This window comes from Hyphobacterium sp. CCMP332 (assembly GCF_014323565.1).
Classification (GTDB): Bacteria; Pseudomonadota; Alphaproteobacteria; order Caulobacterales; family Maricaulaceae; genus Hyphobacterium.
In genome coordinates this window covers 310,344-334,350 of record NZ_CP058669.1, presented here as the reverse complement: position 1 = coordinate 334,350, position 24,007 = coordinate 310,344, and the positions used below count along the sequence as shown (strand labels likewise).

Sequence of the window (24,007 nt, the reverse complement as noted above, 5' to 3'; positions counted from 1 at the left end):
GCTCTGCTATCGGACCTCTGCGCGGCAACATAAAGGCGGACCGATGGCTGGACGGACCCCTCTGAAACTCGTTTCAGGCACTTCAAACAAGGTTCTGGCGAAAGCCATTGGCGATCATATCGACGCCCCCCTCACCGAATGCGAGATTGAACGCTTCGCGGATGGCGAGATTTTCGTCCGCATTGGCGAGAATATCCGCGGCGAGGATATCTTCCTGATCCAGTCGACGTCGAAGCCGGCGAATGACTATCTGATGGAACTCCTGATCTGCATCGACGCGCTGAAGCGGGCGAGCGCGAAGCGGATCACCGCCGTCATCCCCTATTTCGGCTATGCAAGGCAGGACCGCAAAACCGGTGGCCGCACACCGATCACCGCCAAGCTGGTCGCCAATCTGATCTCGGAAGCCGGTGCCGACCGGGTTCTGACGCTGGACCTGCATGCCGGCCAGATACAGGGCTTCTTCGACATTCCGACCGACAATCTGTTTGTCACACCGGTCTTTGAAGATGATCTTCTGCGCCATTACGACACCTCGGAACTGATGATTGTCTCTCCCGATGTCGGCGGTGTGGTCCGGGCGCGGTCGCTGGCCAGCCGGCTGGGTGCCGATATTGCCATCGTCGACAAGCGCCGCCCGAAACCGGGCCAGTCGGAAGTCATGAATATCATCGGTGATGTCGAAGGCCGCCGCTGCATCATCTTCGACGATATCGTCGATTCAGGCGGCACGCTGTGCAATGCCGCGGCCAAGCTGAAAGAGCAGGGCGCGATCAGCGTTTCCGCCTACGTCACGCATGGTGTGCTGTCCGGCAAAGCCGTCGAACGCATTGCGAAATCCGAGCTTTCCGAACTGGTGATGACCGATTCCATTGCCGTGGATGAGTCGGTGACCAAGGCCCCGAATATCCGCATGATCTCCATCGCGCCGCTGCTGGGTGAAGCCATTAGGCGGATCGCGAATGAGGAGTCGGTCTCCAAACTGTTTGACTAGCCGCATTACGGGCTGTGAATCCCGCTTGAGAGCGGTTGCGCGCCGTGAAGTGATCGGCTATACGCCGCGGCTCGAATTCAACTGGCTTGGGGCTCGGCCCCGATAGGCTGCTTCTGGTGCGGCCTTTCTTGTTTCAAGGATCAGACCGATGAGTGACATCGTTCTCCCCGTCGACGTTCGCGAAAACACCGGTACCGGTGCCGCTCGCGCTGTTCGCCGCGAAGGCTTCGTACCCGGAACGCTGTATGGCGGAAAACTGGGCCCGGTCGCGATTGCCGTGCGTGACAACGTTCTGCGCAAGGCGATCAATACCGGCAAATTCCTGTCGCACATGGTGACGCTGGAGCATGACGGCAAAAAGCAGTCCGTGATCCCGAAAGACGTCCAGTTCGATCCGGTCTCCGACGTGCCGCTGCACATTGACCTGTTCCGCGTCGACGCGGATTCGATCATCGATGTTGAAGTCTCCGTGGTCTTCCTCGGCGAGGAAAAATCACCGGGCCTGAAACGCGGTGGTGCACTGAATGTCGTGCGTCACTCGGTCGAGCTGTCCTGCCCGGCCGGTTCCATTCCGGAATCGATCGAGATCGACATCTCCGCCATGGAAATCGGCGATTCGGTTCACATTTCCGATGTGACCCTGCCGGAAGGCATCACGCCGACCATTTCAGACCGTGACTTCACCATCGCCACGCTGGCCGGTGCCCGCGTTGCTCTGGAAGACGAAACGGCTGTTGCCGACGAAGATGCAGACGGCGAAGAAGGCACCGAGGCCGAAGCCGATGACGCAGAGGGCGAAGGCTCCGAAGACTAGGGGCCTTGCCTCCCCGCCATTCGGGGGCTGACCATGTTGCTGATCGTCGGTCTGGGCAATCCGGACTCGAAATATCGCTATAACCGCCACAATATCGGCTTTCTCACACTTGATGAGATGGCCGATTATTGGCGTCTGAGCCCCTGGAAGGCGCGCTTCAAGGGTGCGGTGAGCGAGGGCACGATCGAGACGCCGTCCGGTCCCGAAAAAGTCCTGCTGCTGAAACCCGGCACCTATTACAATGAAAGTGGCCGCGCCGTGGGCGAAGCCGCGCGTTATTACGACATTCCTGCCGACAGGATTGTCGTCTTCCATGACGAGCTGGATCTGGCGCCCGGAAAATTCCGCCTGAAAACCGGCGGCGGTCATGCCGGCAATAACGGTCTGCGTTCCATCAAGGCGCATATCGAGGGCGATTTCCGCCGCGGCCGCATCGGCATCGGCCATCCGGGTGACAAGAATCGCGTCACCGGCTATGTGCTGTCCGATATACCCAAGGCCGAACAGGCTTGGGTCAGCGATCTGATCGATGCGATTGCGCGCTCCATGCCACTATTGGCCTCCGAAGATTATGACGCCTTCCAGACGAGGGTGACCCACCTGGCGCCCGCGCCGGGGAGTGATGACAAGGGACAAGAATAATGGGTTTCAAATGCGGAATTGTCGGCCTGCCGAACGTCGGTAAATCGACCCTGTTCAATGCGCTGACACAGACGGCAGCGGCGCAGGCGGCGAATTATCCCTTCTGCACGATCGAGCCCAATGTCGGTGATGTCGCCATGCCGGAACCACGCCTCGATGTGCTGGCGAAAATCGCCGGGTCGAAAGAGATCATTCCGACGCGGATGAATTTTGTCGATATCGCCGGGCTGGTCCGCGGTGCCTCCAAGGGTGAAGGGCTGGGCAATCAGTTCCTGGCCAATATCCGCGAGACCGACGCCATCGCCTATGTGCTGCGCGCCTTCGAGGATGACGATGTCACCCATGTCGAGGACCGGGTGGATCCGATCGCGGATCTGGAAACGGTCGAGACCGAGCTGATGCTGGCGGATATGGAGAGCCTTGAAAAGCGCCGGGGCAATCTGGAAAAGCGCGCCAGGACTGGCGACAAGGAGGCCAAGGAAGCCCTCGTCCTGATTGATCTGGCGCTCGCCGAGCTGACCGAGGGCCGCCCGGCCCGCAAGGCCGATGTGCCCGCCGATCAGCGCAAGGCCTGGCGGATGCTGCAACTCCTCACCTCCAAACCCGTCCTCTATATCGCCAATGTCGATGAAGACAGTGCCGGAACCGGCAATGCGCATTCACAGCGCGTTGTGGAGTATGCCGCCGAGCAGGGCTCTGACGCGGTGGTGATTTCCGCCAAGATCGAGAGCGAGCTGGCCTTGCTGGAGGCTGATGAGCGGCAGGAATATCTCGACGCCATCGGTCTGGAAGAGGCCGGTCTCGATCGCCTGATCCACGCCGGATACAATCTTCTGGAGCTGCAGACCTATTTCACCGTCGGTCCGAAAGAGGCCCGTGCCTGGACCTTCAAGCACGGCTGGACCGCACCGCGCTGCGCCGGTGTCATTCATGGCGATTTCGAGAAGGGCTTCATCAAGGCGGAAACCATCGCCTATGAGGACTATGTCGCCTATAATGGCGAAGCCGGCGCCCGCGAGGCCGGAAAGCTGCGTCAGGAAGGCAAGGAGTATCTCGTCAAGGACGGCGATGTCCTGCACTTCAAGTTCAATGTGTAACGGTGCGAGTGCACCGCATCGGGCCTGACGCCCACGAGCACATTAATCTATTTTTAGTTGTATGCGCCCTCTTCTTGCCATCCCGGACTGAATCCCGCACCTAGTCCGGACGAGGGACAGATGCAGGATTCAGAATTTGCGGGTGAACGTCAGCTGATGACGTTCTGGCAGCTGGTAACGCTGCTGGTCCTGTCGACGGGGATCGTCGCCCTGTCGATCGATATGATGCTGCCGGCGCTTCCGGGCATCGGCGATGATCTCGGCCTCGAAAACCCCAATAGACGCCAGCTGGTAATCACAGCGTTTCTGGTCGGTTTCGGTCTGGCGCAGCTGATCTATGGTCCGCTGTCGGACAGCTGGGGGCGCAAGCCGGTCCTGCTCGGCGCGCTGGTCCTCTATATCGGCGCGACCGTCTTCTGCCTGATCGCCTGGAATTTCGAGGTGCTGCTGCTGGGCCGCCTGTTACAGGGCATGAGCATTGCGGCCGCACGGGTGATCGGCACCGCTATTGCGCGCGACCTCACCTCCGGGCGGCGCATGGCACAGGTCGTCTCCATGGCGATGATGGTGTTCATGGCTGTGCCGGTGATCGCGCCCAGCCTGGGGCAAGTCATTCTGCTGATCGCGCCCTGGCGCTGGATCTTTGTTTTCCTGCTTGTGACGGCCTCGGGCCTCGCCATCTGGCTGAGCATCCGACTCCCGGAGACGCTGCACGAGGAATACCGGCGCAAGCTCGATTTCATGGATTCGATCCGCGCCTATCGCGAAAGCCTGCGGCACCGGGCGATGGTCGGCTATATGTTTGCCGGTGCCTTCTTCTTCGGCGGGCTGTATGGCCTGCTCAATTCCTCCGAACAGATCATGGCCGAACATTTCGGCCTTGGAACGGTGTGGACGCTGGCCTTTGCCGGTATGGCGGCCTGCATGGCGATCACCAATTTCATCAATTCCCGTCTGGTGATGCGGCTGGGCCAGAGGCGGCTGTCGCAAGGCGCGCTGATCGGCTTTACCGTGATCAGCCTCGCGCATGTGGCACTGATTGTGTTCGCCTCGGAAAACCTGCTGATCTTCATGGCGCTGCTGACGCTGGCGATGATGCTGATGGGGCTGATCGCCGCCAATTTCAACGCGCTGGCGATGGAGCCGGTCGGCCATGTCGCCGGAACGGCGTCTGCCGCCTACGGGTTCGGGACGGGCGTGATCGGCGCCATTATCGGCGCGGTGATCGGCCAGCTCTATAATGACTCCACCCTGCCGCTGATCGCCGGACAGGCCCTGACCGGGCTTGCGGCGCTGGCCGTGGTCCACTTCACCGAACGCGGCGCATGGTTCGGCGAAGGCACAGACGATTAGGAGATTCCCGCATGAATTTCGACACCATTCTTCTGGATATTGACGGGCCGGTCGCGACGATCACGCTGAACCGGCCGCAGGCCATGAATGCCTATACGCACGACATGATGCGCGAGGTTGTCGCAGCGCTTGATCATACCGATGCCAATGATGATGTGCGCGCCGTGATCTTCACCGGGTCAGGGCGGGCTTTTTGCGCCGGGGCCGATCTGTCTCTGGGGGCTGAAACCTTCAATGCGGTGTCGCAAGCCAAGGCTGAAGGCGGTCTCGACGATAACGACCCGCGCTGGCGCGATACGGGCGGCTTGATGAATCTGCGAATCTTCAACTCCATCAAACCCGTCATTGCCGCTATTAACGGTCCGGCGGTCGGGATCGGGGCCACCATGATCCTGCCCATGGATGTCCGATTTGCCGTGCCGGGCGCGAAAATGGCCTATCCCTTTTCAAAGCGCGGCATTGCCTGGGACGGGGCGGCGAGCTGGTTCTTGCCGCGCGTGGTCGGCATTTCAACGGCGATGGACTGGGCGATGTCGGGCCGGACCTTCCTGACGGAAGAAGCGCATCAGGCCGGCTTGCTGAAAAGCCTGCACGCGCCGGAGGATTTGCTGCCCGCCGCGATCGACTATGCGCGTACGCTGGCGGAGACAACGGCGCCGGTCTCGGTGGCGATGATGCGGCAGATGGCCTGGCGCATGCTGGGGCCGCACACGCCGATGGACGCGCACCGGATTGAATCGAAAGCCATTCTGCATGCCGGGATTGGCCCGGATGCGGCCGAGGGCGTGATGAGCTTTCTGGAAAAACGCCCGCCGGATTTCCCGCTGAAACCCTCTGCCGATATGCCGCCCTGGTATCCGTTCTGGGACGAGGAAACGTATTAGGGTTTCAACGTCCGTCATTCCGGGACGTGCCGAAGGCGCGAACCCGGGACCCATTCTGAAACCAACATGTCCCGGCATGGATCCCGGATCAGGCGATGCCTGTCCGGGATGACGAATAAGACTGCCGCCTAAAACTCCTCGACCGACAGGCTTTCATCCGTTGCCGCACCATCCAGACGCCAGCCGGCGCCCTCTCCTACCGCCAGTGTCTCGGCCAGCCATGGCAGGAGCGCGAGCAGCTGGGCTTCCAGCGTGTAGGGCGGGTTGATGATGACGACGCCGGCGCCCGCCAGCTTGCCTTCGGCTTCCAGATCGCGAACCCAGAGATCCGCGCGCAGCACGTTTTCAGGCGTGGCGTAATTTTCTTCAAACAGCCATTCGGCGAGCCCGACATCGAACCGCTCGGACGCCCATAAATCCTTCAGAGGCCGCCAGAAAATATAGGTCCCGCCAGTCCATTTCGGAATCGCCTTGCGGACGGCTTCGGCCATGTGGGCCATCTCGTCGCGATGTTCAAAGGGCGGATCGACCAGCACGACGCCGCGTTTTTCGCGCGGCGGCACCAGGCTGTGCAGGGCTTTGTAGCCATCGCGCTTTTCCACCTTCACCGCCGCATTGCGCACATAGCGCTGGTCGAGCGTTTTCGCGTCGGCTTCGTGCAATTCGCACAGATGCGCGCGGTCATGGTCGCGCAGCATCCGGGCGGCGAGTTCGGGCGAGCCGGGATAGGTGGTCAGCGTCTCGCCGGGATTCATGGCGCGGACAACGTCCAGCAAGGGTGCCAGCGCCTCCTCCACCTCCGGCGGGCGTGGGGCGGCGAGCACCCTGGCAATGCCGCCCTGCCATTCGGGATTACGCTGGGCCTCGCTGGAGGTGAGGTCATAGGCGCCGACACCGGCATGGGTATCGATATAGCGGAACGGCTTGGCCTTCTTTTTCAGATGGGCCAGGCATTGCGCCAGAACCGCGTGTTTCAGCACATCGGCAAAATTTCCGGCATGGAAGGCGTGACGATAATTCATGGCCCTCGTCTAGCGCGGACACTATCGATCTGGCCAGATGCTTTTCGGCTCGACGAACGCAAAAGAACACAGCAATGTCGGGCGCAAAGGGGAGACCGGGATGATCGATCTGATTCTGGCAATAAGCCTGCTGACGCAGGATTCCGATTTCGCATCGGAGTCGGCGCAGGACACGCTGGACCGCTTTGGCCGGTTGATCGACGCAACCACCTATATGGCGGATGAGATAGAAGGCGATGACTCCTCGCTCGCCACGGCTCGCGCCATCGTCAACTTTGTCGAGGCCGCCTTCGAAACATCCGACCCGGAGCGATTCATCCTGCTGGATCAGGAGACCATCATCCCGATGGTTGCCACCGAACTTGATAATCTGTGGGCGGTGGAGCACGAGGAGGGGGATGTTTACGACTTCGAGATCAATGCCGGTGTGGCCCATCTGCCAGATGGCGGCGCCGATACCGACGGCAGTTATTGTGCCGATGACGATCCCGGCAAGATCATCGACCAGCCGCTGACCGACCCTGAAGGCCATGAGCTGAATCTGCGGGTTTGCTGGACGGGTGTCCGCAATCCCGATACCGGCATTCTGACGGGGACATATCTCTATCAGCTGCAGTCCGGGAATTATGTGGTTCAGTATCTGGTCAGCATTATCGGCAGTCAGGAGTCCGGCCTGCCTCCCCGTCTGGCCATCGCCGAGCGGATTGCCGAACCCTTTGTCTTCAACACCGTGCTTCGTCCCGTCGAGGCCGACTGACGCCGCACGGCCCTGCCGCATCGGCATTTGCGTTGCGGCGTGAAGCCTTTATCTTCCCCTGTAAATCCGGGGAGGCCTTCATGACACGCTTGATTTCCATACTGACCGCCATCGCGCTGAGCGCCTGCACGGCGGCGGCGCAGGACGCCGCGACAACAGCCCGAGAGGATGGCTCCCGCGTCTATGAAAGCGAGGGCCAGATCACGGCCAATGGCCAGCGCGTGCGCTATTCCGTGATCGCGGGCGAGACCTTCATGGCCGGTGATGATGGCGAACCTTACGCCTCCATCTTCTCGACTGCCTATATACGCGAAGGCGTCGAGGATCGCGCCACACGGCCCGTGGCCTTCATCTTCAATGGCGGACCGGGATCGGCCAGCCTGTGGCTACATATGGGCGTGTTCGGCCCGTACCGGCTGGATCTGCCGCCGGATGCCCGCGATGACGGCGCGGCTCCCTATTCCATCGTCGAGAATAATCTTTCCATCCTGGACCAGGCGGACCTCGTCTTTGTTGATCCGGTCGGCACCGGCTGGAGCCGGCCTCTGGGCGATGCCGATACCGACCGCTTCTGGGGCATTCGCGAGGATGCCGAAGTGCTCGGCGCCTTCATCCGCCGCTGGCTGACGGAGAACCGGCGCTGGAATTCGCCGAAATACCTCCTCGGCGAAAGCTATGGCACGACGCGGATTGCGGCGTTGCTCAACGAGATGCAGGGCGGCTGGACGGATGTTTCGTTCAACGGCGTCGCCCTCATCTCCACTGTTCTGGATTTCCGCTTCGACGATACGTCCGAGGGCAATGATGTCGGCTTTGTCGGGCTGATGCCGGGCTTTGCCGCAACGGCCTGGTATCACGAGCGCGTCGACCGGGCGGCCTGGAATGGTGATATCGAAGCCTTCATCGCCGATGCCCGCAATTTTGCCTATGACACCTACATGCCGGCGCTTTTGCGCGGGGCGAGCCTGCCGGAAGCCGACCGCCGCGCGGTGGCCGCCGAGCTCGCCAGCTATATCGGCCTGTCGGAAGATTATCTGATGCGCGCCAATCTGCGCGTCAGCCTGCGCCGCTTCATGCGTGAACTCCTGCGCGATCAGGGCCTGTCCGTAGGACGTCTGGACAGCCGCTATACCGGCGAGGAAGCCGATGCCGTCAGCGAGGGGCCCGAATATGATCCATCCGCCTATGGCATTGATGGCGGTTATACGGCCGCCATGCTGCACTATTTCACCGACACGCTGGGCGTTGACATTACGGAGGAATACTCGGTGATCGATATTCCCACTGCGTCGGGCTGGAACCGCTCCACCGGTCAGGGCTCGGCCTATGTCAATGTGACGCCATGGGTAGCGACGGCCATGCGCCAGAACGCCGATCTCGAAGTTCTGGTGGCACAGGGCTATTACGATCTGGCGACGCCGTTCTTCTCGGCGGAACTGATGTTCAACCAGCCCGGCTTTGACCCGGACCGGGTCCACTTCCGCTATTATGAAGCCGGGCACATGATGTATATCCACCATCCCTCGCTGGAGGCATTTGTGGCCGATGTGCGGGAGTTGTTGGGGGAGTAGTAGGCGGCTCATAATCGTGCCTATATTTTGGTGCCTTCTTTCTAAGCTGAATCCATGGGTTCAATTATGGCAAAATATCCACCACAAACCTGTAGGGATTGCGGCTGCGCAAGATGGAAATGGTCGCAAAAAGATTATTCTGAGGGCAAGCGTAGGATTATCGTACAGCAACCTGGCAGCTGTTGCTCGACGAACCCGAAGAAACGGTCCGCGGACGGCGAACGGCTGATGGCTCAGAAGCCGTACAGTGACTGCGTCGCTTGGCAGCCTATGAATGAGAGCGACATTTCCTAGGTAAACTCCAGAATAATTGCGCCTATGATTATTGTTGGCGCTCAGGTTAATTCGCCTCCCGCATCCGGTCGCACAACAGCCAGGCCAGCACGGCGACCAGCGTGTAGAGGACAATCGCCATCGGGCCGAATTGCTGGGCGGTTTCCGGCGGCGGCGCGAAAAAGCTGATCGAATAGAGCCCGACCAGAAGCACGCCGAAAATCCACGGGCTGAATTTCCCGAATGCGCCCTTTGCTTTCGTCGCGGAGATGTAGAGCAAGAGCCCCACCGCCAGCACGCCGAATTCCAGCGTCAGGGCAACCGGCTCGTTATTCCAGAGGCCAAAGCCGACCTTCGGGCCACCCGGCCACAGGGCGAGGTCGGGCACATGGACCAGCAGGTCCAGCAGCCAGTGCGAGAAGACGCCCAGACCGATGATAATGGCGCCGGCGCGTCTTTGCGTCCGCGCAATCAGCGACCACACAAAGCCCAGCACAATCGACCAGACGACGGCCATAAGGAGGGAGTGCGTCCACGGCATGTCATGGAGATCAAGTGGGCTGACTTCGGTAAAACCCGGCTCGATGCGGACATGCTCAATGCCGAAATAGACGAAGGCACCCCAGAGATAATCGAGGAACTGGACCGCCACACACATCGCCCAGACCGGCACGGTTTTGACAAAGCGCGGCCCGGCTAGCGCCGGGCCATAATGACCGACAAACATGGTGAGTCCCTCCCCAAACTATTTGAGAGAATAGCAGAATGGCGCATGTGGTTCGAGGGTGCTTGATTCAACACCGCCGTCTTCGTCCGGCTTGACCGGACGATCTCGATTTCAAGGAGACCCTCCGATCAAGTCGGAGGGAGGCGATGTTGATTTTGCCAAATCGGCAATGCACCCTACCCGCCCTCGAAACTCACAAGGCTGGCACAGGGCACGCCGAGGGCTTCGATGCGCTTTGCACCGCCCAGATCGGGCAGATCGATGACGAAAGTCGCTCCGACAACATCGGCTCCGGCGCGGCGTAAAAGCTTGATCGCGGCTTCGGCGGTGCCCCCGGTGGCGATGAGATCATCGACGAGCAGCACGCGTTCTGTTTCGGCCACCGCATCGGCGTGGATTTCAACCGTATCGGTGCCGTATTCCAGCTCATAGTCTTCGGCCAGTGTGCGTCCGGGCAATTTGCCCTTCTTGCGGACCGGCGTGAAGCCGACCGAGAGCTGGTGCGCCACAGCGCCGCCGAGGATGAAACCGCGCGCCTCGATACCGGCGACCTTGTCGATCTTGGCCCCGGCCCAGGGCTGGACCATCTGGTCGATGGCGGCGCGGAAAGCCCGCGCATCCTTGAGCAAGGTCGTGACATCGCGAAACTGGATACCGGGCTTGGGATAGTCCGGAATGGTGCGGATGGCGTTCCTGATCAGGTCCATAACAAGCCTCTAGTGACGGGGGGCATCCCAGGTTTCAAGCCGGGCGGCGGCGTGCCAGTCGTTATAAACAGGATCGGCCAGCAACGTCTTCACATAGGCGGCCGCATCTGTGGACAACGGCACGCAATAGGTCTCGAAACGCGTCGCCACGGGCGTGAAGAAGGCATCGGCAATCGACCACTCACCGAACAGGAAGGGCCCGTCTCCGGTTTTGACATGCGCCCAGAGCGCCTGCATGCGCTCGATGTCTGCCCAGCAGGCCACGCTCATATCCTTCGCCGTGTGTTCGCGCTGCAAATCCATCGGCAATTCGCTGCGCAAGGCGGAGAAGCCGGAATGCATGGAGGCCGCGATAGCGCGGGCCCGCGCGCGAAGCGCTGCATCCTCCGGCCAGAGCGAGGGCGCTTGCTCGGCCGCCCACTCGCAAATGGCCAGGGAGTCCCAGACATTCCCGTCCGCCGTTTCCAGAACCGGCACGGTCGCCGCCGGCGACAGCGCCAGCAATTGATCGCGAGTCTCTTCCTGATCCAGCGGGATGAGGTGTTCGCCAAAATCGATGCCGGCCTTTTTCAGCGCCAGCCAGGGCCGCAAGGACCAGGTGGACAGGCGCTTATTGCCGATGTGCAGCACCGGCCGGCTCATTGTTCGCGCAACTCCGTCGTGCGGTCGCGTGTCATGGAAATGCGGCAATCGAGGGCAATCGCCTCGCCATCATCGCCAATCATCAGGAGCGAGGCGCGGCGCTGACATTCGGCATCGCGATAAGCGATCCAGGCCGTGTGGGCGCGGTCGAGATGGGCCGTCGCATTGGCAAGGCCCGGCAGGTCGAGATCAATCTCGGCGGCTTCGGTACGGGCGGCCTCCAGCGCATCGTCCAGCTGATCCCCGGCTGTATCGAGCAGACCGCCCAGACAACTATTCAGCGCGCGGCCATCATTTAGGTGCTCGGAGCATTCAATCATCGGGCGCGCGGGCGCGGAGTATTCCGGCAGGGCCGCGTCCTGAACTAGCAGGCTGGCCAAAACAGAAAAAACTGGCATCTCGTACTCCCGAAAACAGGCTCAAAGGATTAGAGGGCCAGCCCGGCGGCGTCTAGCGTGCGCCTTCACTGGCGCGCAGCAGCGTGCCTTCCAATGTCGCGGCGATCAGCCCGCCGTCGAAGACCACGGCAATGGACTGGCCGTCAAAGCCGGTGACGCGGCCGGCATTGACGCCGATCACCGACAGGCGGCCGTCTTCCAGCGTCAGGATGGGCGCGCCGGACAGGCCGTGACGAGAGCCGCAATCATGCAGGCGCACGAGCTCGCCGCCATCCGAGAGCCGGTCGCTCTGCATCAGCGTGCAGTCCGTCGACAAATGATCGCGCCCCAGCAGGGCGACATGGCGCGGCGTGGTCTGGTCGGCGGCCATCCAGGCAATGGGCAAGCGCCATTCCGGATGGGCGAAATCATCTTCGGTCAGGATAATCGCCCAGTCGTCGAAGGAGGAATTCATGCCCTGCGGCCGGATGACGGAGATGATGTCGTGCCGCTGGCCGCTTGAATCGAGGATCCAGCACTGGCGCGGATCGGCACTGTTGTAATAGCGCACGCCATGACCTGTGGTGATGATGACTTCCGCGCGCCGCTCATGGCTGCCACCGGCGACCAGCACGCCGCGGCTGCGCGACCCGCGATTGGTCACGCCAACGCGGCAGATGACATCGACCACAGAGGCCGAGGCATTTTCCGCCAGTTGGCGCGGCACAGGCAGGGAATCGGTGGCCCGGGCCGCCGACGTCACCAGAAACAGAACACACAAAGCAATTCGAAACACGCTACCACCCCCTAGAGAACGCGCCCCGCTATGGCCTTCAGTTTCCGGACCAGTTCGGGGTCGCGGGCGTCCGGCGGCGTTATGATCGCTGTATCCAGACCCGTCTCGATCCCCTGCGGCGAGGGCGTTCGATCCCTATCGGACACCATATCCGTCAGCCGGGCAATAGTCAGCTGAGCCAGGTCGGCATTTTGCCTCATCACGGCGAGGACGGCGGGCACGTCCACGGCGGCCTCGTCCACCTTCCAGCTGTCATAATCGGTGACCATGGCGATGGAGGCGTAGGGCAGTTCGGCTTCGCGGGCGAGGCGGGCTTCGGGCATGTTGGTCATGCCGATGACATCACATCCCCAGCTGCGATAGAGCGCGCTCTCCGCGCGGCTGGAAAATTGCGGACCTTCCATGGCCAGATAGGTGCCGCCGCGCGTGACGGGCGCACCTGCGGCCTCTGCGGCCTCTGCCGCGAGCGCGGCCAGACGGTGACAGACCGGCTCGGCGATGGAGACGTGCGCGGCGCATCCCGTGTCGAAGAAGGAATTGGCGCGCGATCTTGTGCGGTCGATATACTGATCCACGACGACAAAGCGTCCGGGTGGCAGCTCGGCCTTTAACGAGCCGCAGGCCGAGATCGAGATGATATCGCTACAGCCTGCCATCTTCAGGGCGGCAATATTGGCGCGGTAATTGATGTCGTGCGGCGGGATGCGATGCCCTCGCCCGTGCCGCGGCAGGAAGACGATATCCACGCCGTTCAGCGTGCCGGTTGTCAGCGCGTCCGACGGCGCGCCCCAAGGGGTCTCTACCACCCGGTGCGAGACGTCTGTGAGTCCCGGAAGATCATACAGGCCGGAGCCGCCAATGATGCCGAATTTCCAATGGGTCATGGATTGTATTTACCGGCTTCTGCCAAAAGAAAAAGGCCGCAGCGCGGGCTGCGGCCTTGATCCATTCGGCGTCAAAAACGCCTAGTGTTTTACGTTCGCCCAGACCTGACGATAGGCAAGCCACATCAGGATCGAGAAGATCAGCAGGAAAATCATGACACCGAGGCCCATGCTCTTGCGCTGTTCCATGTGCGGGTCCGAGGCCCAGGCCAGAAAGGCGGCGACGTCGGTCGCATACTGTTCGGCCGTTTGCGGCGTATCGTCCGCATAGGAGACCGCCCCGTCAAACAATTGCGGGCCCATGGCCAGCACACCGCCCGCGAAGTATGGGTTGTAGTGCTGTCCGGGCAGGAGCGTGACATCTTCCGGCACTTCGTAATCATAGCCCAGAAGCAGGGAGCGGATATATTCCGCGCCGCCCGAGCGAGCCTTCACGATCACCGAAAAGTCCGGCGGCAAAGCGCCGCCATTGGACGCAGCCGCCTGTGCCGGGTTGGCATAGGGGTTCGGGAAGCGGTCGGCCGGAATGCCGGCGCGGTCCATTTCCTCACCGGTTTCCAGATCAATCTCGGTGTAGGTGTAGCCACTGGCGATAGACATGACGACCGGATTGTCGTTCGGGTTGGCAAAGCTGATCAGCTCGCCCTCGTGTTCCGGATCCGGCAGGAATTCGAACGGTCCACCCGGCTGACCCAGATTGCGGAAGCTGAGCAGGTCCATGGAGTGACAGGAGGCACAGACCTCCTGATAGACCTGAAAGCCGCGTTGCAGCTGACGGTCATCAAACCTCCCGAACGGGCCTTCCCATGAGAAGTCGTAGGGCTCTGGCGCGTGGGTTTCGCCTTCGGCGGCGAGAGCCGGAGAGGCGAGTGCGGCGAGGGCAGCAAGGGTCGCGATAAAGCGTTTCATCGTGTCTCTCCTGTCCTATTCCGCCGGCGCCGCAGTGGGTTTATTACCCAATACGGAGGCTTCGATACTTTCCGGTCTTTCCTTCGGTTTCTCGATAAAGCCGAGCACCGGAAGAATGACGAGGAAGTAGGCAAAGTAATACGCGGTGAGGATTTGCGACAGCACCACGAAAGGCATGCCGACACCGCCGAATTCGAACACCATATTGTCCGGATTCTCCGCCCCGCACCAGCCAAGGCCGAAGCAGGCGATCACGAAGATCAGGAAGCACCATTTGGCAATCGGACGATAGCGCATGGACTTGACCGGTGATCCGTCCAGCCAGGGCAGGACGAAAAGCACACCGATAGCACCGAACATGGCCAGCACACCGCCGAGCTTGGCGCTGATCGGACCGATATCAAAGGTGACGGCCCTCAGGATGGCGTAGAAGGGCAGGAAATACCATTCCGGCACGATATGCGCAGGCGTGACCAGCGGGTTGGCCTCGATGGAGTTGTCGGCATGACCCAGCACATTCGGCAGGTAGAAGACAAAGCCGGCGAATATCATCAGGAAGACGACAATCGCGAAGCCATCCTTCACCGTGTAATACGGGTGGAAAGGCAGGGTATCGCCCTTGCCCTTCACCTCGACGCCGGTCGGATTGTTATTGCCCGGCACGTGCAGCGCCCAGATGTGCAGGATCACAAGACCCGCGATCAGGAAGGGAATGAGATAGTGCAGCGAGAAGAAGCGGTTCAGCGTGGCATTGCCCACGGCAAAATCGCCCCACAGCCATTCGCGGATACCCTCACCCACAACCGGCAGCGCGCCGACGAGGTTGGTGATCACGGTCGCGCCCCAATAGGACATCTGACCCCAGGGCAGCACATAGCCCATGAAAGCGGCAGCCATCATCAGCAGGTAGATGACCACACCGAGGATCCAGAGCACTTCGCGCGGCGCCTTGTACGAACCGTAATAGAGGCCCCGGAACATGTGCAGATAGACCGCGACGAAGAAGAAGGACGCACCATTGGCGTGCATGGACTGGATCAACCAGCCATAATTCACGTCGCGGCGAATACGCTCGACCGAGTCAAAGGCGTGATCGACATGCGGCACATAGTGCATGGCCAGCACGACGCCTGACAGGATCTGGATGACGAGGAAGACGGCCAGAATGCCGCCGAATGTGTACCAGTAGTTCAGATTGCGCGGCGTGGGGAAATCGACGAAAGAGTCGTAGCCCAGACGGACGATTGGCAGGCGGGCATCAAGCCATTTCTCGATGCCGGTCTGCGGGACATAGGTAGACTGATGGCTCATGCGACGCTCCATCCGGCCGTGGCAACTTCATCCGAAGAAGCCCCGAGTTTCACAACAGCGCCCTCATTCTCGAAAATGTAGGCGGGAACCGGCAGATTTTCCGGGGCCGGGCCGCGGCGGATACGGGCCGACGCGTCATAGTGCGAGCCGTGGCAGGGGCAGAACCAGCCATCATAATCGCCCGCGCCATTGCCGACCGGCACACAGCCAAGGTGCGTACAATTGCCTTTGACGATCAGGAATTCCGGGTTGAGCACCCGGTTCGCGTCAGCGGCAGAGGCGCTTTCCGGCAAATTTTCATTGCGGGCGAGATCATCCGGCAGGCGGTCGAGTTCGACAGCGCGCGCTTCGGCGATCTCGGCTTCCGTCCGGCGCCGGATGAAGACCGGGCCACCGCGGAACATGACGGTGATTTCCTGGCCAACGCCGAGGCTGGAGATATCCTTGCGGATAGAGCCCAGGGCCAGCGTATCCGCAGCCGGGTTCATCTGGTGAATGAATGGCCAGATGGTCATCGCACCGCCAATAGCAGCTGCGCCCCCGGCGACGATATAGATGAAGTCCCGGCGTGTCGGTTCTTCGGTGGTTTGGTCTGTCACGGCCGACCTCTTGATTATCTTGCCTTACAGTCCGGCTGCGGACGCAACCGGATTACCCCGCTTGACGCGGATTGCCCAACAAAGGCATCACCGCGTCACTTAACTCGTATCGGGAATGGAGGCGAAGCGGCATCCCGCCGCATGTCCCCAAACCCGCATCCAGCGCGGCTTAAAATGCGGATCGTATTTTTTCAACCAGATATTCCGCAAAACCTCGGTGCCTCGATCAGGCTGGCCGCCTGTTTTGGTGCCGGGCTTGACGTGATCGAGCCCTGCGCCTTCCCGCTGAATGACAAGGCCATGCGCCGTGCAGCGCTGGATTATGCCCCACTGGCTGACTTTCAGCGGCATGATTCGTATGCGGCCTGGCGGACGCATCGCGGCAATGGACGCATGGTTTTGTTCACAACAAAAGCGGCGTCGTCGTTGTGGGATTTTTCTTTCCAGCCCAACGATCAGCTGGTTTTCGGCCGGGAAAGCGCCGGCGTGCCCGATTCTGTGCATGATGATGCCGATGCGCGCGTCTTCATCCCGATCCGCCCCGAAACCCGCTCGCTGAATGTGGCGATGAGTGCCGGGATCGCCCTCGCCGAGGCGATGCGCCAGATTTCGGCTGCGTCAGGCTGACGCGCGGCGGCGCGCCTCATTTTCCCACAGCGCAAGTAGGGTTTTATTCGCGGCCATATTCAGCCACGAAAGGATAACGACAATGCTGGACGGTTCGGAGACCCCCGCCATGGCACTGAAAACGGAAAAAGCGACCGCCAAGGGCTGGTTCGAAGCACTGCGCGATGAAATCTGCGCCGAGTTCGAACGCCTGGAGGATGAAGCACCCGCCGATCTCTACCCCGGCACGCCGGGCCGGTTCGAACGCGAGGCCTGGTCGCGCGGCGATGGTTCATCCGATCAGGGCGGCGGTGTCGCCTCGATCATGAAGGGCCGGCTGTTTGAAAAAGTCGGCGTGCATTGCTCGACCGTCTATGGCGAATTCTCGCCGGAATTTGCCAAGCAGATACCGGGCGCTGAAGAAGACCCCCGCTTCTGGGCGTCCGGGATTTCGCTGATTGCGCATATGCACAATCCCCATGTCCCTGCCGTTCACATGAATACGCGCTTCATCGCGACGACGAAGGGCTGGTTTGGCGGTGGCATGGATCTCAATCCGACGCAGGATTATCAGCGCGATAAATCCTTTGAAGATGCCGTGACCTTTCATGCGGCCTGCAAGACGGTCTGTGACCAGCATGGCGATGATTTCCACGACCGCTTTGACAAATGGTGCGAGGAATATTTCTGGCTGAAGCACCGCAATGAGCCGCGCGGCGTTGGCGGCATTTTCTACGACCGGCATGATACCGGCGACTGGGCGGCGGATTTCGCCTTCACGCAGGATGTCGGACGGGCTTTTCTGGCCGTCTATCCGAAGATTGTCCGGACCCGCATGGCGACACCCTGGACGGCGGCAGACCGCGAGGAGCAATTGATCCGCCGGGGCCGCTATGCCGAGTTTAACTTGCTATATGACCGTGGTACAAAATTCGGACTCGAAACAGGTGGCAATGTGAAATCCATCCTGTCGTCCATGCCACCGGAGGCTAAATGGCCCTGACCGAAACGACACGACCCGCTGCTGGAAAAATCATTACGGGTCTGTTTGGCGCCAGCTTTGTGGCGGCGGGCGTCATGCTCGGCGCCACCATTGCTGCCGGTTTGCAATTTGCCGAAACCGGCGGCGTGCCGGACACGTACGGCATCATCATGTTCGTGCTGATGTACGTCTTTTTCGCCACGCCGATCATGGCAGCGCTGGTTTTCCCGCTGGGCACTGCGATATTGTGGGGTCTGGGCCAGGTCGGCCTGCTTCAGCTCTGGTCCATTGTGCTTCTCGGCCTGATTGTCGGATACGGACTGAGCTTTCTCGTCCCGCTCTTGCCGGACATCATCCTGCTGTCGCAATTGCCATCGCCGATCCGGGAAATCGCCTCGACACTGGGCGGTGGCGCAGCGGCTCTGGTCTTCTGGGTGCTGGCACAGCCGCACCGGCAGCCGGCCTGATTGCAGCCGTAACGCATCCGATATCCGCGTCCACGCATCTTCTGACCATGAGACATGCGCAAAATCATGGATGAGGGCCTGATCCCGACATCGGCGTCCGACCGCTATATCCCTCCGGCACGAGTGGATATCCGCGTCCGGAATCGCGCCTATGCGCCGCATCGGCACGACACCTATGTCTTTGCCCTCACCTGCGCGGGTATCCAGTGTTTCGATTATCGCGGTGAAATGCGGGTCTCGCATCCCGGCGAGCTGGTGGTCCTGCATCCGGATGAAAAGCATGATGGCCGCGCCGGAACGGAGGCGGGGTTTCACTATCGCGGTATCTCCATCGACCCCGCCGCATTGCAGCTGGCTCTAAACGGGCGCGTCCTGCCCTTCATCGAAGGCGGTGTGACGCGGGATGAGCGGCTGATTGACGTGATCGCGCCGCTCCTGTCCGACATGGCGGCCCCGCTCACCGCCGCCGAGTTCGAGGCGGCACTGGCCGATCTGGCCGAGGCCATGCTGGCCGCCAGCGGCGCGGCCGGTTCAGCCTCCATCGCGGATGCGGCCGCCGCGCACATGGCGCGACATTTCATTATCGAGACTCCCGATCGGACGATCAGCCTGGATGAGCTGGAAGCGCTGACCGGCCAGAATCGCTGGCAACTCAGCCGGGATTTCCGCGCCCTGTTCGGCACCAGCCCCTATCGCTTTGGCCAGCTACGCCGGCTGGATCGCGCGCGCGCCATGCTTCGCGAACCGGGTTCGCTGGCTGACACTGCCTATGCGACGGGGTTTGCCGACCAGAGCCATCTGACCCGCGACTTCAAGAAGGCCTTCGGCATCACGCCGAAAGCCTGGCAGGCGCTGGTTCACTGAGGCGGCCGCACGATCGTTCAAGAAACGGCTTTCCCCATCGGCCACACTGACAGGACATAACAACCTCCTGAACAGGTGAATTGCCATGTCGACTGCCGCCTCCCGTACCCGCTTGTCCCTCGTGATTGAAGTGCTCATCGTTCTGGCCGTTCTGGTCGGGTCGAAACTCGTCTTCGATCAGGTCATCTGGAAATTTGCCGGGCCGCTTTCTCTCCTCTGCACCTTTATCGCCATCGGGTTTTTTACCTGGCGCCATCGCGAAAGCTGGGCCGGATTCGGCCTGCGCAAACTGCCGGGCTGGAAATCTTGGGCCCTGCTCGCACCGCAAGCCCTTCTGGGTATTGTCGCCATCATCGGGCTGGGTGCCGGCACGGCTTTCGCCGGAGATGCGCTGGGGCTCTGGACGACCGACGAAACCATGACCGGCGTCGAGGATCGCTGGGGCAATATCGTCGGCAATCTGCCCGTCTATCTGCTCTGGCTGGCGATTGCCTGGGTGAGCGCTGGCTTTGGCGAGGAAGTCTTCTTTCGCGGTTATATGATCAACCGTGTCGAGGCCTTGCTGCCGCATGCGAAATGGGCGCTGCCGCTGGCCGTGATCATTCCAGCCGTCGGGTTTGGTGTCGCGCACATGTATTATCAGGGCTTTCGCGGCCTTGTGGTGACCGGCATGATCGGTCTCACCATTGGCACGCTTTATATTCTCTACAAGCGGAATATCTGGCCGCTGATCATTGCCCATGGTGCCGTCGATACGCTCGGCTTCACGGCGATGTATCTGGATCTGGACGTCTAGATCAGGTTGAGCAAATCCGCCTTCGACAGCCGGAAACGGCTGTCGATCCAGGCTTCCTCCAGACGCCGTAGCGTGTCGCCCATCTCCGGCCCGGCGGCGATACCCGCCCGCTTCAGATCGGCACCGGTGAGCGGAAAGACCGGCGCGTCAAATGACAGCGCATGCGCAATCGCCCCGCCCCAACCCTCGGGCGGTTCTTCCGGCGCGGAGAAGATCAGAAAAAGCTGGTCAGCCACGGCCTGATTACCATGGCGATAAACCAGCTTTTCCAGCTCAGCGCGGACGGGCCATTTGTCCATAATGTTCCGGGACAGATCCGGGTCCGACTTTTTCCTCAGACGCAGGGCTTCGGCATTAGACAGTTTCAGCTGTGTGATCAGGCCGGCCGCCCGCTCGCCCATCCAGCCGGAAAACCGGATCAGCGGATCGTCTGCACCGAGCCTCACAAGCCGCTCGACGCGTTCCGCGTCACCCATGCCACCAAACAGGGCCGCCGATACGCCGGTTTCGGCCATCAGGCGGAGGGCGGACACCGGATCCGGCGCAGCGAGGAGTTTTTTCGTCTCCGCCGAGACCCGCTCTGCCGAAAGCTGCGCCAAACCGTCTGTCATCGCTGTGCAGGCCCGCACGGCATCAGCGTCCGGCTCGCCCTGCCCGTAGCGGGCGTAAAACCGGAAGAAGCGCAAAATCCGCAGATAATCTTCCGCGATCCGGTCTTCGGCCTTGCCGATAAAGACAATCCTGCGATCCGGAATGTCTGCAATCCCGCCAACATAGTCGAAAATCTCGCCGGTCATGCCGGCATAAAGCGCATTGATCCGGAAATCGCGGCGCGCCGCATCTTCCGCCCAGTCTGTTGTAAAGGAGACGGTGGCACGGCGGCCATCGGTCGAGACATCGCGGCGAAGGGTTGTGACTTCAAAGGGATGATGATCGGCCACCGCCGTCAGCGTGCCATGCTCGATACCGGTCGGATGCACGGCAATGCCGGCGGCTTCCAGCGCGGCTTGTGCGGCCTCGGGTGTGAGAATGGTGGCGATATCTATATCGGCGACCGGCTCGCCCAACAGGGCATTGCGGACGCTGCCACCCACAAAGCGCGATCCGCCCGCTGCCGCGGCATCCAGGGCGGACATTACCCGCCGCGTGGCAGGTGCCGTCATCCAGTCATGATCAGCGGGGTTGAGGCGAACCGCCATCATCCTCGTCCTCATCCTCTGCGCCCTCGTCGAGATCGCGCGTCACCGTATGGTTAGACGGCTCACCAAAATTGCGGGTGTCCTGTTGCGGAGGCTCGCCCGGATTATTGTTGAATTCGGCGCGATTGATGGTCCCATCGCTCAGGCGCGGCGGCACATAGGTGGTGTGCCCGGAATCGCCGGCATGCGATGTCAGCACCAGAAAAACAAAGCCCGCAGCGGCAAGGAATCCGCCGATGGCCGACAGAATGAGGGTCGGGGCCGGCTTGTGATCCACGACCTCTTCAGTTGCCTTCATCGACAATCGCCACAGGGCGAACAGGATGAAGGGCGAGGTGAAGAGCAGAAGCTCCAGGAAAGCCAGTCTGATCATTGCGTGTCTCCAAACAGCCGGTCGTGAAGCGCCTTCAACATTCCCGCTGTTGCCCCCCAGATATAGTGGTCCCGGTATGGCATCGCCCAGAAGCGACGCATCTTCCCGCGAAATTCCATTTCATGACGCTCATGATTCGCCGCATTCATGAGAAAATCAAAGGGGGTTTCGAACACCGCGGATACCTCTTGATGATCCGGCGTGACCGTATATCCGGGCTTTACCACGCCGACAAAAGGCGTGACCTGATAGGCCGTGACTGTTTCATACGGGTCGAAACAGCCCAGAATATCAATGTATTCCGGGCCGATGCCGATTTCTTCCTGTGTTTCCCGCAAGGCGGTTTGCGCCAAGGTTTCGCCCGGTTCGCGGCGTCCGCCCGGAAAGGATATCTGGCCGGCATGCTTGGTCAGATGCGCGGCGCGCACCGTAAACAGGAAGCGCGGCGGCCCGTCATGCAGGATAAGCGGCGCCAGAACGGCCGCCTGATTCAGTTGTGCCCCGGAGGGAATGATCCGCCCATCCAGATCGCCATCGCCGCGCGCCGCGGTGTTGGCCGGGCGGTCAGGGTGGTCGAGTTTCGCGTCCAGAAGATCAAGAATGGACTGCGGCGTCATTCGGCCCGGCCCAGTTCGAAATCCTCGCCTCTGGACCGGGCATACAAGGTCTTTTTGCCTCCGGCCTCGCGAATCTCCGCCGTCGCGACCAGTTCGTAGAAGGCCGGGCGGTTGATCAGCGCTTCCAGGCGTCCGCGGATCAGGATGAAGGGTTCCGGCTCACCTGTTTCCGGATCGGTTTCGACGCGAATGGGATGATCGGGGCCTGCAGCCACCACATCCCCCAGATTTGTCGTGAATAGCAGCACCGGCTGTCCGGCCTCTTCGCCGCGGTCGACACGCACTGCCACAAAGGGCGCGGCCTCGACCTGTACCGCCTGCTTTTCGACCGGCGTTACGAGATAATGAACGCCATCGTCATCTTTTCGCAAGATACGCGCAAACAGCTTTACGAGACGCTCCCGGGTGATGCGACGTCCTTCATGCCACCAGCTGCCATCGCGGCGGATCACCATATCCATTGTATCGCAATGGTTGGGATTCCATTTCTCGACGGGCGGATATCCGTCACCGGATGATTCGGCTGCTTTCAGCAGCGACTGCATCAGATCAGGTGTTGTATGGTCGCCGGGCATGGACACTCCGTTTATGCATTGTCATTCTTCACCAACAAACGTGACCGGTCGAAGCCGTGCGCTAGTTCATACAGGGATTTAGGGAGATTACCTTGGCGAAAAAACCGGCAAGTCCTGCAAAAAAGCCGACAACGGCCAGCAAACCGCGCAAGGCGGCGGCTCCGAAAGCGCCGTCTCTGGCGACAATGGATGTGGTCGAAGCGGCTGATATTGCTACGGAACGCCTTGCAGCAACGCGCGCGTCCATCGGCAAGGTCATCTACGGTCTGGAAGACCAGATCGAATTGTGTCTCGCCGCCATTCTCTCCGGCGGTCACGCGCTTCTTGTGGGCGCGCCGGGTCTGGCCAAGACAAAGCTGGTGGAAACCCTCGCCATTGCGACCGGGCTGGATACCAAGCGGATCCAGTTCACGCCGGATCTGATGCCCGCCGATATTCTCGGCTCCGAAGTTCTGGAAGAAGGCACGGGCGGCAAACGCTCCTTCCGCTTCATCCAGGGGCCGGTCTTCTGCCGTCTGCTGATGGCGGATGAAATCAACCGCGCCAGCCCGCGCACCCAGGCCGCGCTTCTGCAGGCCATGCAGGAACATCACGTGACGGTCGCCGGACAGCGTTATGACCTGCCGGAACCTTTCCATGTTCTGGCCACGCAAAACCCGATCGAGCAGGAAGGCACCTATCCGCTGCCGGAAGCCCAGCTCGACCGTTTCCTTCTGCGCGTCGACATTCCCTATCCGGATCGCGGCGATGAGCGCGAAATCCTCCTGGCCACGACCGGCTCGTCTGAAAGCCGGGCCGAGGCCGTGCTGTCGCCGGCCGAAATTCTCGACCTTCAGGCTCTGGTGCGCCGGATGCCGGTCGGCGAAAAAGTCGTCGATGCCATCCTCGATCTGGTCCATCTGGCCCGCCCGGATGAAAGCGATGACAAGGATGTCATCAACGGCGTGTCCTGGGGTCCGGGACCACGCGCCGGTCAGGCCCTGATGCTCGCGGTGCGGGCGCGCGCCCTGTTGCAGGGGCGTCTGGCCCCGTCGACGGAAGATGTCGCCGCTCTGGCCGAGCCGGTCCTGAAACACCGTATGGCCCTCTCATTCGCGGCGCGCGCCGACGGTCTGACACTGGAATCACTGATTTCCCGTCTCGCCATCAAAGCCGCCTAGAGGACATCC

Annotated in this window: 28 protein-coding genes; 14 read left to right on the top strand and 14 right to left on the bottom strand. The window is 61.2% G+C overall.

Features of this window, described 5'->3' with window-relative positions:
- The first annotated feature begins 61 nt into the window (after positions 1 to 61).
- The 6 genes from HXX25_RS01715 (at position 62) to HXX25_RS01690 (ending at position 5,784) form a co-directional block, all read left to right on the top strand.
- The gene (locus HXX25_RS01715; RefSeq protein ID WP_370543750.1) at positions 62 to 994 is read left to right on the top strand and encodes a ribose-phosphate pyrophosphokinase; all 933 of its coding nucleotides are present in this window, start codon (positions 62 to 64) and stop codon (positions 992 to 994) included.
- A 148-nt stretch (positions 995 to 1,142) separates the two neighbouring features.
- Complete coding sequence (locus HXX25_RS01710; RefSeq protein WP_187166813.1) at positions 1,143 to 1,808, top strand: 50S ribosomal protein L25/general stress protein Ctc; 666 nt, start codon at positions 1,143 to 1,145, stop codon at positions 1,806 to 1,808.
- Between the two features lie 33 nt (positions 1,809 to 1,841).
- The gene (gene pth, locus HXX25_RS01705; RefSeq protein ID WP_187166812.1) at positions 1,842 to 2,450 is read left to right on the top strand and encodes an aminoacyl-tRNA hydrolase; all 609 of its coding nucleotides are present in this window, start codon (positions 1,842 to 1,844) and stop codon (positions 2,448 to 2,450) included.
- Positions 2,450 to 3,547, top strand: a complete 1,098-nt coding sequence (gene ychF / locus HXX25_RS01700) for a redox-regulated ATPase YchF (protein WP_187166811.1) — start codon at positions 2,450 to 2,452, stop codon at positions 3,545 to 3,547. Before pth ends, ychF begins: the two co-directional genes overlap by 1 nt.
- Positions 3,548 to 3,667: 120 nt before the next feature.
- Entirely contained in the window at positions 3,668 to 4,900 is a 1,233-nt protein-coding gene (locus HXX25_RS01695; RefSeq protein ID WP_187166810.1) for a multidrug effflux MFS transporter, read from the top strand.
- 11 nt (positions 4,901 to 4,911) lie between these two features.
- Positions 4,912 to 5,784: an enoyl-CoA hydratase-related protein gene (locus HXX25_RS01690; RefSeq protein WP_187166809.1), complete on the top strand. Its 873-nt coding sequence runs from the start codon at positions 4,912 to 4,914 to the stop codon at positions 5,782 to 5,784.
- 128 nt (positions 5,785 to 5,912) lie between these two features.
- On the opposite strand, the gene HXX25_RS01685 is transcribed toward HXX25_RS01690, so the two are convergent.
- Entirely contained in the window at positions 5,913 to 6,806 is an 894-nt protein-coding gene (locus HXX25_RS01685; protein WP_187166808.1) for a 23S rRNA (adenine(2030)-N(6))-methyltransferase RlmJ, read from the bottom strand.
- A gap of 100 nt (positions 6,807 to 6,906) precedes the next feature.
- Here HXX25_RS01685 and HXX25_RS01680 point away from each other — a divergent pair, with 100 nt between their 5' ends.
- Positions 6,907 to 7,563: a hypothetical protein gene (locus HXX25_RS01680; protein WP_187166807.1), complete on the top strand. Its 657-nt coding sequence runs from the start codon at positions 6,907 to 6,909 to the stop codon at positions 7,561 to 7,563.
- A gap of 80 nt (positions 7,564 to 7,643) precedes the next feature.
- Positions 7,644 to 9,134, top strand: a complete 1,491-nt coding sequence (locus tag HXX25_RS01675; RefSeq protein WP_187166806.1) for a S10 family peptidase — start codon at positions 7,644 to 7,646, stop codon at positions 9,132 to 9,134.
- A gap of 340 nt (positions 9,135 to 9,474) precedes the next feature.
- Here the strand turns inward: HXX25_RS01675 and HXX25_RS01670 are convergent, their stop codons facing one another.
- From HXX25_RS01670 to petA, 9 genes are all read right to left on the bottom strand, one after another.
- Complete coding sequence (locus HXX25_RS01670) at positions 9,475 to 10,134, bottom strand: hypothetical protein (protein WP_187166805.1); 660 nt, start codon at positions 10,132 to 10,134, stop codon at positions 9,475 to 9,477.
- A gap of 176 nt (positions 10,135 to 10,310) precedes the next feature.
- Positions 10,311 to 10,841: an adenine phosphoribosyltransferase gene (locus HXX25_RS01665; RefSeq protein ID WP_187166804.1), complete on the bottom strand. Its 531-nt coding sequence runs from the start codon at positions 10,839 to 10,841 to the stop codon at positions 10,311 to 10,313.
- A gap of 9 nt (positions 10,842 to 10,850) precedes the next feature.
- Positions 10,851 to 11,483: a glutathione S-transferase family protein gene (locus HXX25_RS01660; protein ID WP_187166803.1), complete on the bottom strand. Its 633-nt coding sequence runs from the start codon at positions 11,481 to 11,483 to the stop codon at positions 10,851 to 10,853.
- Positions 11,480 to 11,881, bottom strand: coding sequence for a lysozyme inhibitor LprI family protein (locus HXX25_RS01655; RefSeq protein ID WP_187166802.1), 402 nt, complete (start codon positions 11,879 to 11,881; stop codon positions 11,480 to 11,482). The genes HXX25_RS01660 and HXX25_RS01655 overlap by 4 nt, the downstream gene beginning before the upstream one ends.
- 52 nt (positions 11,882 to 11,933) lie before the next feature.
- Positions 11,934 to 12,656, bottom strand: coding sequence for a hypothetical protein (locus tag HXX25_RS01650; RefSeq protein WP_187166801.1), 723 nt, complete (start codon positions 12,654 to 12,656; stop codon positions 11,934 to 11,936).
- Between the two features lie 11 nt (positions 12,657 to 12,667).
- Positions 12,668 to 13,540: an S-methyl-5'-thioadenosine phosphorylase gene (locus tag HXX25_RS01645; protein WP_187166800.1), complete on the bottom strand. Its 873-nt coding sequence runs from the start codon at positions 13,538 to 13,540 to the stop codon at positions 12,668 to 12,670.
- 81 nt (positions 13,541 to 13,621) lie between these two features.
- The gene (locus HXX25_RS01640) at positions 13,622 to 14,449 is read right to left on the bottom strand and encodes a cytochrome c1 (RefSeq protein WP_187166799.1); all 828 of its coding nucleotides are present in this window, start codon (positions 14,447 to 14,449) and stop codon (positions 13,622 to 13,624) included.
- 15 nt (positions 14,450 to 14,464) lie between these two features.
- Positions 14,465 to 15,760 (bottom strand): cytochrome b/b6, encoded by a 1,296-nt coding sequence (locus HXX25_RS01635; protein WP_187166798.1) that lies wholly within the window; start codon positions 15,758 to 15,760, stop codon positions 14,465 to 14,467.
- Positions 15,757 to 16,359 (bottom strand): ubiquinol-cytochrome c reductase iron-sulfur subunit, encoded by a 603-nt coding sequence (petA, locus tag HXX25_RS01630; protein ID WP_233346789.1) that lies wholly within the window; start codon positions 16,357 to 16,359, stop codon positions 15,757 to 15,759. Before petA ends, HXX25_RS01635 begins: the two co-directional genes overlap by 4 nt.
- Before the next feature lie 174 nt (positions 16,360 to 16,533).
- Between petA and HXX25_RS01625 the strand changes: the two genes are divergently transcribed.
- The 5 genes from HXX25_RS01625 (at position 16,534) to HXX25_RS01605 (ending at position 20,074) form a co-directional block, all read left to right on the top strand.
- Positions 16,534 to 16,986, top strand: coding sequence for a tRNA (cytidine(34)-2'-O)-methyltransferase (locus HXX25_RS01625; RefSeq protein WP_187166797.1), 453 nt, complete (start codon positions 16,534 to 16,536; stop codon positions 16,984 to 16,986).
- An 82-nt stretch (positions 16,987 to 17,068) separates the two neighbouring features.
- Positions 17,069 to 17,968, top strand: a complete 900-nt coding sequence (gene hemF / locus HXX25_RS01620) for an oxygen-dependent coproporphyrinogen oxidase (RefSeq protein WP_233346788.1) — start codon at positions 17,069 to 17,071, stop codon at positions 17,966 to 17,968.
- Positions 17,959 to 18,414 carry a hypothetical protein gene (locus HXX25_RS01615; protein WP_187166796.1) on the top strand — a complete coding sequence of 152 codons (456 nt, stop codon included), beginning with the start codon at positions 17,959 to 17,961 and terminating at the stop codon, positions 18,412 to 18,414. The genes hemF and HXX25_RS01615 overlap by 10 nt, the downstream gene beginning before the upstream one ends.
- A 54-nt stretch (positions 18,415 to 18,468) precedes the next feature.
- Positions 18,469 to 19,278: an AraC family transcriptional regulator gene (locus HXX25_RS01610; RefSeq protein ID WP_187166795.1), complete on the top strand. Its 810-nt coding sequence runs from the start codon at positions 18,469 to 18,471 to the stop codon at positions 19,276 to 19,278.
- 85 nt (positions 19,279 to 19,363) lie between these two features.
- Positions 19,364 to 20,074 carry a CPBP family intramembrane glutamic endopeptidase gene (locus HXX25_RS01605; RefSeq protein WP_187166794.1) on the top strand — a complete coding sequence of 237 codons (711 nt, stop codon included), beginning with the start codon at positions 19,364 to 19,366 and terminating at the stop codon, positions 20,072 to 20,074.
- Here HXX25_RS01605 and HXX25_RS01600 read toward each other — a convergent pair.
- From HXX25_RS01600 to HXX25_RS01585, 4 genes are read right to left on the bottom strand one after another with little or no spacing between them, the layout of a single operon-like run.
- A complete protein-coding gene (locus tag HXX25_RS01600) occupies positions 20,071 to 21,276 on the bottom strand; it encodes a CCA tRNA nucleotidyltransferase (protein WP_233346785.1) in 1,206 nt (401 codons plus the stop codon). The two genes, HXX25_RS01605 and HXX25_RS01600, sit on opposite strands and share 4 nt — an antisense overlap.
- Positions 21,248 to 21,646 carry a DUF6111 family protein gene (locus HXX25_RS01595; RefSeq protein WP_187166793.1) on the bottom strand — a complete coding sequence of 133 codons (399 nt, stop codon included), beginning with the start codon at positions 21,644 to 21,646 and terminating at the stop codon, positions 21,248 to 21,250. The genes HXX25_RS01600 and HXX25_RS01595 overlap by 29 nt, the downstream gene beginning before the upstream one ends.
- Positions 21,643 to 22,263, bottom strand: a complete 621-nt coding sequence (locus HXX25_RS01590) for a CoA pyrophosphatase (RefSeq protein WP_187166792.1) — start codon at positions 22,261 to 22,263, stop codon at positions 21,643 to 21,645. Before HXX25_RS01590 ends, HXX25_RS01595 begins: the two co-directional genes overlap by 4 nt.
- Positions 22,260 to 22,838 (bottom strand): DUF1285 domain-containing protein, encoded by a 579-nt coding sequence (locus HXX25_RS01585; RefSeq protein WP_233346783.1) that lies wholly within the window; start codon positions 22,836 to 22,838, stop codon positions 22,260 to 22,262. The genes HXX25_RS01590 and HXX25_RS01585 overlap by 4 nt, the downstream gene beginning before the upstream one ends.
- 185 nt (positions 22,839 to 23,023) lie before the next feature.
- Here HXX25_RS01585 and HXX25_RS01580 point away from each other — a divergent pair, with 185 nt between their 5' ends.
- A complete protein-coding gene (locus HXX25_RS01580) occupies positions 23,024 to 23,998 on the top strand; it encodes a MoxR family ATPase (protein ID WP_187167712.1) in 975 nt (324 codons plus the stop codon).
- Positions 23,999 to 24,007: the final 9 nt, after the last annotated feature.

Excerpts from the sequence above, each read along its gene's own strand:
- HXX25_RS01690 (WP_187166809.1), top strand. The coding sequence starts at position 4,912 with ATGAATTTCGACACCATTCTTCTGGATATTGACGGGCCGGTCGCGACG.
- HXX25_RS01645 (WP_187166800.1), bottom strand. The coding sequence starts at position 13,540 with ATGACCCATTGGAAATTCGGCATCATTGGCGGCTCCGGCCTGTATGAT.
- HXX25_RS01635 (WP_187166798.1), bottom strand. The coding sequence starts at position 15,760 with ATGAGCCATCAGTCTACCTATGTCCCGCAGACCGGCATCGAGAAATGG.
- HXX25_RS01695 (WP_187166810.1), top strand. The coding sequence starts at position 3,668 with ATGCAGGATTCAGAATTTGCGGGTGAACGTCAGCTGATGACGTTCTGG.
- HXX25_RS01640 (WP_187166799.1), bottom strand. The coding sequence starts at position 14,449 with ATGAAACGCTTTATCGCGACCCTTGCTGCCCTCGCCGCACTCGCCTCT.
- HXX25_RS01710 (WP_187166813.1), top strand. The coding sequence starts at position 1,143 with ATGAGTGACATCGTTCTCCCCGTCGACGTTCGCGAAAACACCGGTACC.
- ychF (WP_187166811.1), top strand. The coding sequence starts at position 2,450 with ATGGGTTTCAAATGCGGAATTGTCGGCCTGCCGAACGTCGGTAAATCG.
- HXX25_RS01680 (WP_187166807.1), top strand. The coding sequence starts at position 6,907 with ATGATCGATCTGATTCTGGCAATAAGCCTGCTGACGCAGGATTCCGAT.
- HXX25_RS01660 (WP_187166803.1), bottom strand. The coding sequence starts at position 11,483 with ATGAGCCGGCCGGTGCTGCACATCGGCAATAAGCGCCTGTCCACCTGG.
- HXX25_RS01625 (WP_187166797.1), top strand. The coding sequence starts at position 16,534 with ATGCGGATCGTATTTTTTCAACCAGATATTCCGCAAAACCTCGGTGCC.
- HXX25_RS01670 (WP_187166805.1), bottom strand. The coding sequence starts at position 10,134 with ATGTTTGTCGGTCATTATGGCCCGGCGCTAGCCGGGCCGCGCTTTGTC.
- HXX25_RS01665 (WP_187166804.1), bottom strand. The coding sequence starts at position 10,841 with ATGGACCTGATCAGGAACGCCATCCGCACCATTCCGGACTATCCCAAG.
- hemF (WP_233346788.1), top strand. The coding sequence starts at position 17,069 with ATGCTGGACGGTTCGGAGACCCCCGCCATGGCACTGAAAACGGAAAAA.
- HXX25_RS01610 (WP_187166795.1), top strand. The coding sequence starts at position 18,469 with ATGCGCAAAATCATGGATGAGGGCCTGATCCCGACATCGGCGTCCGAC.
- pth (WP_187166812.1), top strand. The coding sequence starts at position 1,842 with ATGTTGCTGATCGTCGGTCTGGGCAATCCGGACTCGAAATATCGCTAT.
- HXX25_RS01600 (WP_233346785.1), bottom strand. The coding sequence starts at position 21,276 with ATGATGGCGGTTCGCCTCAACCCCGCTGATCATGACTGGATGACGGCA.
- HXX25_RS01675 (WP_187166806.1), top strand. The coding sequence starts at position 7,644 with ATGACACGCTTGATTTCCATACTGACCGCCATCGCGCTGAGCGCCTGC.
- HXX25_RS01590 (WP_187166792.1), bottom strand. The coding sequence starts at position 22,263 with ATGACGCCGCAGTCCATTCTTGATCTTCTGGACGCGAAACTCGACCAC.
- HXX25_RS01585 (WP_233346783.1), bottom strand. The coding sequence starts at position 22,838 with ATGCCCGGCGACCATACAACACCTGATCTGATGCAGTCGCTGCTGAAA.
- HXX25_RS01615 (WP_187166796.1), top strand. The coding sequence starts at position 17,959 with ATGGCCCTGACCGAAACGACACGACCCGCTGCTGGAAAAATCATTACG.
- HXX25_RS01655 (WP_187166802.1), bottom strand. The coding sequence starts at position 11,881 with ATGCCAGTTTTTTCTGTTTTGGCCAGCCTGCTAGTTCAGGACGCGGCC.
- HXX25_RS01685 (WP_187166808.1), bottom strand. The coding sequence starts at position 6,806 with ATGAATTATCGTCACGCCTTCCATGCCGGAAATTTTGCCGATGTGCTG.
- HXX25_RS01605 (WP_187166794.1), top strand. The coding sequence starts at position 19,364 with ATGTCGACTGCCGCCTCCCGTACCCGCTTGTCCCTCGTGATTGAAGTG.
- HXX25_RS01580 (WP_187167712.1), top strand. The coding sequence starts at position 23,024 with ATGGATGTGGTCGAAGCGGCTGATATTGCTACGGAACGCCTTGCAGCA.
- HXX25_RS01595 (WP_187166793.1), bottom strand. The coding sequence starts at position 21,646 with ATGATCAGACTGGCTTTCCTGGAGCTTCTGCTCTTCACCTCGCCCTTC.